The organism is Bradyrhizobium sp. STM 3809, assembly GCF_000239795.1.
Lineage (GTDB): Bacteria > Pseudomonadota > Alphaproteobacteria > Rhizobiales > Xanthobacteraceae > Bradyrhizobium.
In genome coordinates this window covers 1-9,983 of record NZ_CAFJ01000305.1, presented here as the reverse complement: position 1 = coordinate 9,983, position 9,983 = coordinate 1, and the positions used below count along the sequence as shown (strand labels likewise).

At 65.2% G+C, this 9,983-nt stretch carries 21 protein-coding genes; 15 read left to right on the top strand and 6 right to left on the bottom strand.

What is annotated here, in order from left to right; genetic code table 11:
• The 12 genes from BRAS3809_RS17090 to BRAS3809_RS17035 form a co-directional block, all read left to right on the top strand.
• Positions 1-463, top strand: a 463-nt coding sequence (locus BRAS3809_RS17090; protein ID WP_035656534.1) for a hypothetical protein, incomplete at its 5' end; no start/stop codon positions are given.
• A complete protein-coding gene (locus BRAS3809_RS17085; protein WP_008963353.1) occupies positions 456-1,229 on the top strand; it encodes a 4Fe4S-binding leucine-rich repeat protein in 774 nt (257 codons plus the stop codon). The genes BRAS3809_RS17090 and BRAS3809_RS17085, both read left to right, overlap by 8 nt.
• Complete coding sequence (locus BRAS3809_RS17080) at positions 1,226-1,549, top strand: nitrogen fixation protein NifZ (protein ID WP_006609680.1); 324 nt, start codon at positions 1,226-1,228, stop codon at positions 1,547-1,549. Before BRAS3809_RS17085 ends, BRAS3809_RS17080 begins: the two co-directional genes overlap by 4 nt.
• A complete protein-coding gene (locus tag BRAS3809_RS17075) occupies positions 1,546-1,785 on the top strand; it encodes a nitrogen fixation protein NifZ (protein WP_008963352.1) in 240 nt (79 codons plus the stop codon). The genes BRAS3809_RS17080 and BRAS3809_RS17075 overlap by 4 nt, the downstream gene beginning before the upstream one ends.
• Before the next feature lie 15 nt (positions 1,786-1,800).
• A complete protein-coding gene (locus tag BRAS3809_RS17070; protein ID WP_008963351.1) occupies positions 1,801-2,157 on the top strand; it encodes a DUF3024 domain-containing protein in 357 nt (118 codons plus the stop codon).
• 17 nt (positions 2,158-2,174) lie between these two features.
• Positions 2,175-2,435 carry a DUF6129 family protein gene (locus tag BRAS3809_RS17065; protein ID WP_008963350.1) on the top strand — a complete coding sequence of 87 codons (261 nt, stop codon included), beginning with the start codon at positions 2,175-2,177 and terminating at the stop codon, positions 2,433-2,435.
• 2 nt (positions 2,436-2,437) lie between these two features.
• Positions 2,438-3,652 carry a DegT/DnrJ/EryC1/StrS family aminotransferase gene (locus BRAS3809_RS17060; protein WP_008963349.1) on the top strand — a complete coding sequence of 405 codons (1,215 nt, stop codon included), beginning with the start codon at positions 2,438-2,440 and terminating at the stop codon, positions 3,650-3,652.
• Positions 3,653-3,686: 34 nt separating this feature from the next.
• The gene (locus BRAS3809_RS17055; protein ID WP_008963348.1) at positions 3,687-3,995 is read left to right on the top strand and encodes a 2Fe-2S iron-sulfur cluster-binding protein; all 309 of its coding nucleotides are present in this window, start codon (positions 3,687-3,689) and stop codon (positions 3,993-3,995) included.
• Between the two features lie 12 nt (positions 3,996-4,007).
• Positions 4,008-4,214 (top strand): hypothetical protein, encoded by a 207-nt coding sequence (locus BRAS3809_RS17050; protein ID WP_008963347.1) that lies wholly within the window; start codon positions 4,008-4,010, stop codon positions 4,212-4,214.
• 37 nt (positions 4,215-4,251) lie between these two features.
• Positions 4,252-4,566: a DUF6156 family protein gene (locus tag BRAS3809_RS17045; RefSeq protein WP_008963346.1), complete on the top strand. Its 315-nt coding sequence runs from the start codon at positions 4,252-4,254 to the stop codon at positions 4,564-4,566.
• A 10-nt stretch (positions 4,567-4,576) separates the two neighbouring features.
• Positions 4,577-4,744, top strand: coding sequence for a hypothetical protein (locus BRAS3809_RS36655; protein WP_006609688.1), 168 nt, complete (start codon positions 4,577-4,579; stop codon positions 4,742-4,744).
• Positions 4,745-4,759: 15 nt separating this feature from the next.
• Positions 4,760-5,218: a group II truncated hemoglobin gene (locus tag BRAS3809_RS17035; RefSeq protein ID WP_008963345.1), complete on the top strand. Its 459-nt coding sequence runs from the start codon at positions 4,760-4,762 to the stop codon at positions 5,216-5,218.
• Positions 5,219-5,718: 500 nt separating this feature from the next.
• On the opposite strand, the gene BRAS3809_RS17030 is transcribed toward BRAS3809_RS17035, so the two are convergent.
• The 4 genes from BRAS3809_RS17030 to BRAS3809_RS17015 form a co-directional block, all read right to left on the bottom strand.
• Entirely contained in the window at positions 5,719-5,961 is a 243-nt protein-coding gene (locus BRAS3809_RS17030; protein ID WP_008963344.1) for a hypothetical protein, read from the bottom strand.
• Between the two features lie 23 nt (positions 5,962-5,984).
• Positions 5,985-6,740, bottom strand: coding sequence for a dienelactone hydrolase family protein (locus BRAS3809_RS17025; RefSeq protein ID WP_008963343.1), 756 nt, complete (start codon positions 6,738-6,740; stop codon positions 5,985-5,987).
• Positions 6,741-6,767: 27 nt separating this feature from the next.
• Positions 6,768-7,130 (bottom strand): iron-sulfur cluster assembly protein, encoded by a 363-nt coding sequence (locus tag BRAS3809_RS17020; RefSeq protein WP_008963342.1) that lies wholly within the window; start codon positions 7,128-7,130, stop codon positions 6,768-6,770.
• 95 nt (positions 7,131-7,225) lie between these two features.
• Positions 7,226-7,717 (bottom strand): tetratricopeptide repeat protein, encoded by a 492-nt coding sequence (locus BRAS3809_RS17015; RefSeq protein ID WP_008963341.1) that lies wholly within the window; start codon positions 7,715-7,717, stop codon positions 7,226-7,228.
• Positions 7,718-7,981: 264 nt separating this feature from the next.
• On the opposite strand from BRAS3809_RS17015, the gene BRAS3809_RS17010 reads away from it, so the two are divergent.
• From BRAS3809_RS17010 to BRAS3809_RS17000, 3 genes are read left to right on the top strand one after another with little or no spacing between them, the layout of a single operon-like run.
• Positions 7,982-8,215 (top strand): BolA/IbaG family iron-sulfur metabolism protein, encoded by a 234-nt coding sequence (locus BRAS3809_RS17010; RefSeq protein WP_006609694.1) that lies wholly within the window; start codon positions 7,982-7,984, stop codon positions 8,213-8,215.
• A gap of 40 nt (positions 8,216-8,255) precedes the next feature.
• A complete protein-coding gene (gene grxD, locus BRAS3809_RS17005; RefSeq protein ID WP_008963340.1) occupies positions 8,256-8,585 on the top strand; it encodes a Grx4 family monothiol glutaredoxin in 330 nt (109 codons plus the stop codon).
• Positions 8,582-8,944: a (2Fe-2S) ferredoxin domain-containing protein gene (locus BRAS3809_RS17000; RefSeq protein ID WP_008963339.1), complete on the top strand. Its 363-nt coding sequence runs from the start codon at positions 8,582-8,584 to the stop codon at positions 8,942-8,944. The genes grxD and BRAS3809_RS17000 overlap by 4 nt, the downstream gene beginning before the upstream one ends.
• Positions 8,945-8,962: 18 nt before the next feature.
• Here the strand turns inward: BRAS3809_RS17000 and BRAS3809_RS16995 are convergent, their stop codons facing one another.
• Entirely contained in the window at positions 8,963-9,487 is a 525-nt protein-coding gene (locus tag BRAS3809_RS16995) for an ArsC/Spx/MgsR family protein (protein WP_349509832.1), read from the bottom strand.
• Positions 9,381-9,812: a response regulator transcription factor gene (locus BRAS3809_RS16990; protein ID WP_006609698.1), complete on the bottom strand. Its 432-nt coding sequence runs from the start codon at positions 9,810-9,812 to the stop codon at positions 9,381-9,383. The genes BRAS3809_RS16995 and BRAS3809_RS16990 overlap by 107 nt, the downstream gene beginning before the upstream one ends.
• Positions 9,813-9,983 lie beyond the last annotated feature (171 nt).

The window sequence follows — 9,983 nt, the reverse complement described above, 5'->3', positions numbered from 1 at the left end:
CGGTGGTCTGCCGGAAGAGGCCGAGCATCAGCTGTGGCTGGCCAGCCAGAGCTATCACCTCGATGATGTCGCTGAGGCCCATCTGAAGCAGGCCGAGGCGCTGGCGCCGGATCATGCCGCGGTCCTGATCGGCTTTTACCGGTTCTATTTCTACAAGGGACGGCTCAACGACGCGGTGCGGATCGCAAAGCGCTGTCTCGCCAAGGCCGCGACCGAAAACCATCTGCCGCCGCATTGGCGCGACGTCCGTCCGGAGCATGCCGAATTCGGCAGCTTCGACCACATGCTGCCGCGCTTCTTCATGTTCACCTTGAAGGGCTACGCTTACTTGCAGATGCGGCTCGGCAATCTCGTCGAGGGGCGGCTCGCGGTGCAGAAGCTGCTCGACCTCGATCCCAGCGACAAGATCGGCGCGCGTGTCCTGCTCGAGGTCGTCGACCGGGTGGAGCTCGACGATGAGTGACGACATCGACGAAGCCATCGACTGGCAGGGCCACGAGATCAGCTGTAGCGGCTGTGCCCACGAGCAGCTGAGCGCGGCCGGCGGCTGCAAGCTCCGCCACGCCTGCGTGCAAGACCGCTATGCACGGCGCATCGACCGGTTCTTCAACTGGAATCCGGCGCTCGCCAACGACTACGTCAGGCACCCGCATTTCGAGGTGCGCGCGATTGCGGCCAAACATGCAAGCCCGTTCTACCTGCCGCCGCTACTCGATGATCCCGAGGAGACCGTGCGCTGGAACGCGGCGCGGCGGCTGCCGAAGCGGCTGGTGCTGCGGCTGCGCCACGACCCGCATCGCGAGGTGCGGATTCGCATCGCCACCGTGCTCGATCCGGAAGACCTGATGCCGATGATGATGGACGACGACTACTATGTTCGGCTGGTCGTCGCGCGCCGGATCGTGCCCTCCGTGCTCGGCCGCATGATGGGCGATCCCGAGGCCGAGGTCCGCCGTGTCGTCGCGCGGCGCATTCCGAGCGACTGGCTGCTCGGCATGATCAGCGATCCCGATGCGCGGGTGCGGCTGGAGATCGCCGAGCGCCTGGCGCCGGACCTCCTCACCGCCATGCGTCGGGATGCCGACTGGCGCGTGCGCCACGAAGTCGCCAGCCGGATCCCGCTCGGCGAACTCGCCGAGCTGGCGCGCGACGAGGATCCGCTGGTGCAGGAGATGGCGCGCGGACGGCTGGAGAACCGTTCGGGAGCTGCGATGGAGAAACCGGCATGAGCAACATCGTTCGTGACAGCGAGGTCGTCGAGCTGTCGGCGCCGCCCTACTTCACGTTCGGCGAGAAGGTGAAGGCGAAGCGTACCATCCGCAACGACGGCACCTATGCGGGCAAGGAGATCGGCGAGATTCTCGCGAAGAAGGGCGAGATCGGCTACGTCGTCTCGATCGGCACCTTCCTGCAGCAGTTCTACATCTACGGCGTCGAGTTTCTGGAGAGCGGAAACCGCGTCGGCATGAAACGCAAGGAGCTCGAATCGACTGTCCCGCGCGGGGATGCCGAGGACGAGCTGCCGCTGCCGGGAGCGTACAGATCATGATCGAACCGCGGATGCCGAAATACCAATGGGGCCAGCGCGTCAAGGCGCTGATCGACCTCGTCAATGACGGCTCATTCCCGAACGCGCCCGCCGAGGCCAAGCTGGTCGGCGTCGGTGACCTGGGTGAGATCGTGCAGGTCGGCACCCATACCGAGGCGAACATGCCGATCTACCTCGTCGAGTTTGGCGAGCAGCTCGTGGTTGGCTGTCTTGAAGAGGAGATCGTCCCGGTCTGAGGGCGATGATCGATCATGGTGGCAGCCGCGCTCAAGCCCAGCTTTATTCTGCCCGCGCATCCCAACGAGTTGGATCGCAAGCGGATCGAGCGCGCGCTGAAGTCGCGCAGGCGCTACCGCTACGTCGAGCCGACGGTGTCGCCGGTCGATGATGGTTATCAGGTCCGCAGTCCGTGCTGCTCGCGCAACATCGACAAGGACGGAGGAGTGATCGACGTGGCGCTGCTGCGTCATGATCCCGCGAAGACGATGTGGAAGCTGTTCTGGAGAGATCACGCGAAAGGGATCTGGGAGCTGCACAGCGTGCACCAGCGGTTGACCGCGGCGGTCGACGAGCTGAACGCCGATCCCGAGCGGATCTTCTGGCAGTAACGAGGAGGACGGGTGAGATGGCATTGGCCGAGCAGGAACTGAATGAGATCGCACAGGTCCTCGAGCAACCTGACGCCGGGAGCACCGCGTTTGGTGAATTGCGCCGGCGCTTTCCCAAGCTGGTTCTGACCCGCTGCGACGCCTCGGATGTGACGGAGGCGCCGTTCCGCAGCTATGCGGCATTCGACCTGCATCTGCTCGATGCCAGCGAGCATTGCGCTGGTGTGACCGATGATCCGGCCAAAGCCACCGGCCTGATCCTGGCCAAGCGGAGCTGATCATGACCAAGCCCTATCTGGTGCATGACGCCGACCGGCAGGAGCAGGACGAGGCCGAGCTGACGCCGGTCGAAGCCAGCTTTATCCCGCTGTCCGATCCGGACATCACGACGGCGGAGATCGCGGCCGTAGACGCGGCGTTGCGTTCACCGCGACTGTCTCACGGGCCGCTGGTCGAGGAGTTCGAGGCGGCGTTCGCCGCCTATCTCGGGCGCAAATACGCCGTTGCCGTCCCGAGCGGAACACTTGGCCTCGTCCTCGTCCTGAAGGGCTTGGGGATCGGTCCCGGTGACGAGGTGATCGCGTCGTCCTATTCGTTTCGCGAGGTCGCGCATGCGATCAGCATCGTCGGCGCCAAGCCTGTCTTTGCCGACATCGACTATTACTCGGGCACGCTGGCGCCGGGCAAGGTCGAGGCGCGGATCACGGGCAAGACCAAGGCGATCCTGGCCGGCAACACCAATGGCCATCCGGCCAAATGGTCGGAGCTGCAGGCCATCGCCAAGACGCACGGTCTGACGCTGCTCGAGGATTCGACCGAGGCGATCGGCTCGAAATACAAGGGCGCGCTGGTCGGCACGTTCGGCGCGGCCTCGGTGTTCGACTTCTCGCAGCCGTTTGCGCTGACCTGCGGCGAGGGCGGCATGGTCGTCACGGATGACGTCGATATCGCGGTCGCCGTGCGGCGCCACCGCTCGCACCGGCTCGACGAGCGGAGCTCGGTCGTGGTCAGCGGCACGCCGTCGCACCAGGCGGTCATGAGCGACGTCACAGCAGCACTGGGGCTCGCGCAGCTCAAGCGGATCGACGAGATCCTTGAGCGCCGCCGGTTGATCGAGCAGATCTATTACAGCCAGGTGCAGTCGTTCGAGGGCATCAAGGATCCCTATGTCGGGCCTGACGTCACCGAGGTGAACTGGTTTTTGTACCAGGTGCATCTGGGGACGCGGTTCTCGAAGTCCAGCCGCGACTCGATCGTGGAAGACCTCCGCGTCGAGCAGGTCGAGGCCGTGGCCTATTCCAATCCGCTGCATTTGCAGCGGCACTATTTCGACCTGGGCTACCGCCGCGGCGACTGTCTGGTGACCGAGAAGGTTGCCGATCGCGTCGTGGCGCTACCGTTCCACGTCCATCTGACCACCGACCAGATCGCCTTCATCGTCGCGACAATGAAGGACGCGTCGGTCAATGTCGGAGCGGGCGCGGCGATCTACTGAACGTAAATGAGCCAACCAGCAAAGGAGACATCCAATGGCAACTCTGACGGTCATGCCCTCTGGAAAGACGATCGAGGTGGGCGAGGGCACCACCATTCTCGCGGCGCTGCTCGTGGCCGAGGTCGAGATCCCGCACAAGTGTGAGGGACAGGCCAAGTGCGGCTCGTGCCACATCTTCCTGCAGGAGGGACGCAAGGGCGTTTCGAAGGTCAGCAAGCTCGAGAACGAGAAGCTGGACACGATCGTCGGTGTCGGCTCCAAGTCCCGCCTCGCGTGCCAGGCGACGATCCTCGGCACCGAGAACGTCAAGATCGAGCTGCTCGGCTTCTCGTCAGGTCTGTAACAGGAGGATCACATGGACAACATCACGCTTCACGTTCGCTTCGCCCCGGATGGCACCGTCGCCGAGATCAGCGAGCGGCCGGCGTCCTTGACGCCGCAGCAATGGTTCAACAAGCTCAGCGAGGCGATCGGCCTGAAGGCCTATCAGACCTTCGCCGGCGGCCGCGGCGTGTTCAAGACGACGCGCGACCAGATCGAGGCCTTGAAGACCGCAGCCTGACGGCTGCGTCTTCGACCATGAGCGAAGCGGCAGCGCGATGACGGGTACAGGACAGGACTGCCAGTTCTTTGTCTCGTATACGGGCGTCAAGCTGCCGCTGCGGCTGGTGACGCCGATCGCGCCGGAGCAGCTCTCGAATCGTAACACGTTCATCCGCGGCTATTTCAATGCCGCGGGAGCGCTGACCGGATTCGAGAAGGTGGTCTATGGCGAGATCGAGTTGACGCACCGCTACAACTATCATGCCAATGGGGCCTTGCGCAGCGCCGAGATCGTCATGCTCGACGAGGACCCGGTGACGCTACATTTCGACGAAACCGGCGCTGCTGTCGCCGGCCAGGATGCCGCATGAGGGAGTCCCCGTGACCGTCGCCAAGCTGATCGAGGCTCTTGCCAGCATGCCCAAGGACGCTATCGTGCTGATGGACTCGGGCGCCGGATTGTCGCGGGTCGACGCGTTGGAGCTCGTGGCCGAGCAGGGACCCGGCGCGCCGGCCGAGGTGATCCTGCAGCCGAGCTTGGACGAATAGAGACGGAACGGATCGATGGCGGACGCAGGCACGACACAGACTGAGACGTCGGCGGCAGGGCCGGTGATCACGCCCTATGAGCGGATTGGCGGCGCCGTCGTGGTCGACCGCCTGGTCGAGTCGTTCTACCACCGCATGGATACGCTGCCCGAGGCCAAGACGATCCGCGACATGCACGGCACGAACCTCGGGCCGATCAAGGTCATCCTGAAGCGCTATCTTTCGGAATGGCTCGGCGGCCCGAAACTGTACTCCCCCGAGAAGGGCCACCCGCGCCTGCGCCAGCGCCACATGGGTTTTCCGATCGGCAACGCCGAGCGCGACGCCTGGCTGCTGTGCATGCGCGGCGCGCTGGAGGAGACCGTGGCGGATGTGGCGGCCCGCCAGGACGTCGATGCCGCGATGACCAAGCTCGCCGACTGGATGCGCAACCAGGCCGGCAATCCGCATGACGCGCGCGCCGCGCGCCCGTGAATTCGGTCATCGTCTCAGGCGTCATTGCGAGGAGCCGAAGGCGACGAAGCAATCCAGAGTCGTCGCGGGACTCTGGATTGCTTGGCTACGCGGCCGCTTACAATGACGATGGTGGAAAGTGTCGCCGCGCCACGGCGTCAGCGCCCGGCTTGACCGGGCGATCCAGTACGCCGCGGCGTCCGTGAGTCCACCGAGAGGCCGCGGCGTACTGGATGCCCGCCTGCGCGAGCATGAAGCGGAGCGTGAATCGTAGTCGTCATCGCGAGCGTCAGCGAAGCGATCCAGGGGCAACACAGACGATGTGCAGTTTAGCCCCTGGATTGCTTCGCTTCGCTCGCAATGACGGAGATGCGAGGCGTAGGGTGGGCAAAGCGAAGCGAAGCGTGCCCACCGGCCGCTAGATTCGCAGATACCGCCGTTGGAATGGTGGGCACGGCGCATATCGAGCGGTGTTAATCATCACCGTCGGTGGCGCCTTTGCCCACCCTACGGGACCTCAACTAATACAACGGCACGCCGAAAAAGTTCTCGTCGTCGCCGCCCCAGGCGCGGTGCAGGGCCAGTGCGTTCTGCCATTGCGTCAGCTCGGCGTCGCTGGCGTTGCGGTGGGTGATCTTGCCATCGGGTGCTTCGGCGAGCAGATAGGGCTTGCCGTTGCGGATGAAGCGGTTGAGGTCCTTGGTGTCGTTGGGCCGCACCACGCAGCGCGGCCGTTCGTCGATCAGGATGGTGGTCGGCTGCATCGCGACGCTTGCTCCATCGGGTGTCAATCGGCCGGCGGGCCCATGTCGTCGTCGGCCTTTTTCTTCTTTTTCTTGTCGACCTTGGCGAGCGCGTAGGCGCCGGCATTCTTCAGCGTGATCGGCGGCTGGCCGACGACATATTGCGAGATCCAGGCGAGCGTTCGCTCCTGCGCGAGCGCGGTCGCCGTCTCATCGTAAGTATCGCCCTCGGCGTCGAAGTCGTGGGCGGCATTGGGATAGGAGAAGGCGCTGACCTCGGGATGATGGGCGCGGAACATGCTCACGGCCGGGAACGGCACGACCGGATCGGCTTCGCCGAAGTGCAGCAGGGTCGGCACCTTGCGCTTGGCGCCGGCGGCGTCGACCACGCCGGTCGCGTAGTAGCTGACGGCGCAGGCAAGCCCCGACACGCGGTTTGCTGCGCTGTAGGCGAGGCCGCCGCCGGCGCCGTAGCCGACCACGGCCACCTTGCCGCAATCCTTGACGCTGTCGACGGTCGACTGGATCTCGGCGAGCAGAGGGGCCACCGGGTCCGGTGCGGCGGCCGGCGCCTCGCCGTCTGCCGGAGCCTCGACGGCCGCCGGCGGTGACAGCTCCGGCGCGATCACGACATAGCCGCTCGCGGCGAACGCATCCGCGACCTTGCGGACCTTGCTGCTGCCATTGCCGTCCGGCAGCACGACGATGGCGCCCTTGGGCGTGTCGGCCGGATCGGCACGAAACGCCTGGAACGTATGTCCATCGTTGGCGGTGAGCTTGATGGTGCTCTCGGTAGCCATGTGATGCTCCTGCTTTGTCGGCGCGCGTTACAACAAGCCCAGCTCCAGGGCGGTCTCTTCCGACATGCGTGACTTGTCCCAAGGCGGCTCGAACACCAGCGTGACCTTGACGGAGACGACGCCGTCGACGGCCTGCACCGCGTCCTCGACCATGCGGACGATCTCGCTCGCGACCGGGCAGCCGGGCGCCGTGAGCGTCATGTCGATCTCGACCGCGCCGCCGCCTTCATGCGCGATGCGATAGACCAGGCCGAGGTCGTAGACGTTCACCGGAATCTCCGGATCGTACACTGTCCGCAGCGCGGCGATCACGCTCTCGGCGGCATCCTGGGAGCCGGTCGCCAGCGGGCTCTGCGACGGGGAAGGAGGGGGAGCGGCGTGCATGCTCATCATGCGTGGGTTCCTCTCATGGTCCTGGTTCGCACCGGGGGATGGTCGTTCGGGGTGATGTCGAATTTGCGCTGGGGATGCTGCATGGCTGGGCCTCACTCCGCGCCCAGCCCGTCGGCGAGCGCGGCGACGACCGGCCATCCGACCGCGCCGGAGGGATCGAGCCGGCGCAGCGCGGCCAGCATCTCGGCCGCGCTGTCGGGATCGTTCTTGCGCAGATGGATGAAGGCCAGTGCCTTCAGCGTGTACAGCGCGAAGCGGCCGGCGCCGTCGGGCAGCGGATCATGCGGCACCCATTGCCGCCAATCCGACGACCAGCCGGCTTGGCGCGCGGCTTCGGCAAGGCCGAGCTCGGCCACCGCCTTGGCCTCGTCGAGATGGCCTTGATAGGTGTGAATCTTGTAGAGGCAGAAATAGGTCGGCAGCTCCTGCGGGGCAGCTGCCAGCGCCTGGCGGAACAGCCGGTCGGCGCGGGCGTGGTCGCGGCGATAGGCCGCCACGCCCTGCCGCAGCAGCGCGTCGATCTCCTCGGGCAGATCGCCGAAGTTGATCGTGTCGGGTTCGCTGACGAGTTCGAGCATCTGCATTGACCTCGATCAAATCATTGCAAGACGCGGACCGCTTTTGCGGTGGTGCAGCGGAGGCCAGCATCGCGGCAAAGCCGGCGAAAACGCGAGGCGATGTTGGATTTTGTACGCCGGACGCGCGTGACGTCGTCGTCCGTGTCGCAAAGCCGACGCCGGGCTGTTCGTTGTCAGCTCAAATGCTGTCCCCCTCGTCAATCGGACAGCCGCAAATGACTGGTTCGGAGCTTGCATGACGCCATCATCAACCCAGCGGGAGACACAGCGATGGCGATGGCGGCAACGGATATCGAGCGTCTGATCAAGGAGGCGTTCCCGGATGCCGTCGTCGTGATCGAGGATCTGGCCGGTGACGGCGACCATTATTCGGCACGCGTCACCTCGCAGGCTTTCGCGGGGAAGAGCCGGGTGCAGCAGCATCAGATGGTCTATTCGGCGCTCAAGGGCCAGATGGGCGGCGTGCTGCATGCGCTGGCGCTCGAGACGTCGTTGCCGAAATGATCGCTGCCGCGACACCTCCAGGGACGAAAGGACAATATAAATGTCGACATCCGAACGCATTCAGAAGCTGATCGACAGCAATGACATCGTTCTCTTCATGAAGGGCGTGCCGGCGGCGCCGCAATGCGGCTTCTCCGCCGCCGTGGCGCAGATCCTTGCCAAGCTCGACGTGCCGTATGAGAGCGTCAACGTGCTGGCCGATCCCTTCATCCGCGAGGGCATCAAGGAGTTCTCCAACTGGCCGACGATTCCGCAGCTCTATGTGAAGGGTGAGTTCGTCGGCGGCTGCGACATCGTGCGTGAGATGTTCCAGGCCGGCGAGCTCGCGACGTTGCTGGCCGACAAGGGCATCAAGGCGGCCGCGTCATGAGCGACGGCAGTGTCGCGGAGGCGGATGACGATTTCGAGATTCCGCAGCTCTACAAATATCACGCCTTCGTCTGCCTGACGCAGCGCCCGCCGGGCCACCCGCGCGGCAGCTGCGGCGCGCTCGGGGTGCAGCCATTGTGGGACCGGCTGACCAAGACCATCGAGGCGCAAAGGCTGACGGATGTCGGTGTGACCGCGGCCGGCTGTTTCGGCTTCTGCAGCGCCGGACCGATGATGGTGGTCTATCCCGACGGCATCTGGTACCACCCGACCAAGCCCGAGGATATCGACGAGATCGTCGAATCCCACTTCAAGCAGGGGAAGCGCGTCGATCGCCTGGTGATGGTGCTGAAGCGCTGAAGTGACAGCCGGAGCCGCTCAGCGCGGCTCCGGGCAGGGCGATGCTTCGGGGCGCGTGCAGCCCTGGACGTCGTCGAGGTCGTCCTCCCGCTGCAGCAGCGACAGCACCGGCTCGCGATCGAAGCCGGCGCAGCGCTGGCCGCCAGCCTCGATCAGCGGACGGCGGATCAGCAGCGGATCTTCCAGCATCAGGTCGATCGCGGCGACGGCCTCGATCGCCTCCGGCTCGATCTCGCCCGACTTGACGCGCGGCGAGGCCGGGTTGAACCAGGACCACACCGGCGTTCCCGCGAAGTAGGCGCGCAGCCGCTCGCCGGTCCACGGTTCGGTCAGGAGATTCCTGGCCTCGACCTCATGGCCGGCGCGCGTCAGCATCAGCTTCTGCCGGGCGTTGGTGCCGCAGCCCGGCTTCTCGTAGAACACGACGGTTGTCACGTCAGAACCCGCCGAGCTGCACCAGCTGCGCGCCGCCGGCGCGGCCGAGAATGGTGTCGACCTTCTTGCGCACCGACTCGATGGTGAGCGGCTTGACCACCGCGCCATGCGCGCCGGCCTTGAGGCCCTCGATGGCGATCGCCTCGTCGGCCTTCGCGGTCACGATCAGGATCCGAACGCCCTTGAATTTGGCGGCGATCTCGCGGACCAGCTCGGGCCCACGCTGCTTCAGGAAGGAGACGCCCAGCAACACCACGTTCGGCGCCAGCCAGTCGACGCCCTTCTCATAAGCTTCTTCGGGCGTCGCCAGCTCATGAGTCTCGATCTCATCGTGCAGCATGAACTGCAGGGCCGCGCGGGTGATCTCGTCATCATCGATCACGAACACGCGCCGCTGGTCCACCGCTTTCGCCGTTTCAACTCCGATCTGCATCGCATCCTCCTCAAAATCTTCGCAAGATCCCTGGCCGCAAGGCTGCGGAGGAGCATCTAGCAAAACTCGTTCCGGGGCATTTCGCCGCCGGAAGCCTGCGTTTGTTGTGTCATTTCGGACAGCGCACCGCACCGTCAAATCTTGCGAGGCATTCCGATGTCGGGTTTGCAA

Bases quoted from the DNA above. Each gene is read 5' to 3' on its own strand.
- BRAS3809_RS17085 (WP_008963353.1), top strand. From the start codon at position 456: ATGAGTGACGACATCGACGAAGCCATCGACTGGCAGGGCCACGAGATC.
- BRAS3809_RS17080 (WP_006609680.1), top strand. From the start codon at position 1,226: ATGAGCAACATCGTTCGTGACAGCGAGGTCGTCGAGCTGTCGGCGCCG.
- BRAS3809_RS17075 (WP_008963352.1), top strand. From the start codon at position 1,546: ATGATCGAACCGCGGATGCCGAAATACCAATGGGGCCAGCGCGTCAAG.
- BRAS3809_RS17070 (WP_008963351.1), top strand. From the start codon at position 1,801: ATGGTGGCAGCCGCGCTCAAGCCCAGCTTTATTCTGCCCGCGCATCCC.
- BRAS3809_RS17065 (WP_008963350.1), top strand. From the start codon at position 2,175: ATGGCATTGGCCGAGCAGGAACTGAATGAGATCGCACAGGTCCTCGAG.
- BRAS3809_RS17060 (WP_008963349.1), top strand. From the start codon at position 2,438: ATGACCAAGCCCTATCTGGTGCATGACGCCGACCGGCAGGAGCAGGAC.
- BRAS3809_RS17055 (WP_008963348.1), top strand. From the start codon at position 3,687: ATGGCAACTCTGACGGTCATGCCCTCTGGAAAGACGATCGAGGTGGGC.
- BRAS3809_RS17050 (WP_008963347.1), top strand. From the start codon at position 4,008: ATGGACAACATCACGCTTCACGTTCGCTTCGCCCCGGATGGCACCGTC.
- BRAS3809_RS17045 (WP_008963346.1), top strand. From the start codon at position 4,252: ATGACGGGTACAGGACAGGACTGCCAGTTCTTTGTCTCGTATACGGGC.
- BRAS3809_RS17035 (WP_008963345.1), top strand. From the start codon at position 4,760: ATGGCGGACGCAGGCACGACACAGACTGAGACGTCGGCGGCAGGGCCG.
- BRAS3809_RS17030 (WP_008963344.1), bottom strand. From the start codon at position 5,961: ATGCAGCCGACCACCATCCTGATCGACGAACGGCCGCGCTGCGTGGTG.
- BRAS3809_RS17025 (WP_008963343.1), bottom strand. From the start codon at position 6,740: ATGGCTACCGAGAGCACCATCAAGCTCACCGCCAACGATGGACATACG.
- BRAS3809_RS17020 (WP_008963342.1), bottom strand. From the start codon at position 7,130: ATGAGCATGCACGCCGCTCCCCCTCCTTCCCCGTCGCAGAGCCCGCTG.
- BRAS3809_RS17015 (WP_008963341.1), bottom strand. From the start codon at position 7,717: ATGCAGATGCTCGAACTCGTCAGCGAACCCGACACGATCAACTTCGGC.
- BRAS3809_RS17010 (WP_006609694.1), top strand. From the start codon at position 7,982: ATGGCGATGGCGGCAACGGATATCGAGCGTCTGATCAAGGAGGCGTTC.
- grxD (WP_008963340.1), top strand. From the start codon at position 8,256: ATGTCGACATCCGAACGCATTCAGAAGCTGATCGACAGCAATGACATC.
- BRAS3809_RS17000 (WP_008963339.1), top strand. From the start codon at position 8,582: ATGAGCGACGGCAGTGTCGCGGAGGCGGATGACGATTTCGAGATTCCG.
- BRAS3809_RS16995 (WP_349509832.1), bottom strand. From the start codon at position 9,487: ATGGCGCGGTGGTCAAGCCGCTCACCATCGAGTCGGTGCGCAAGAAGG.
- BRAS3809_RS16990 (WP_006609698.1), bottom strand. From the start codon at position 9,812: ATGCAGATCGGAGTTGAAACGGCGAAAGCGGTGGACCAGCGGCGCGTG.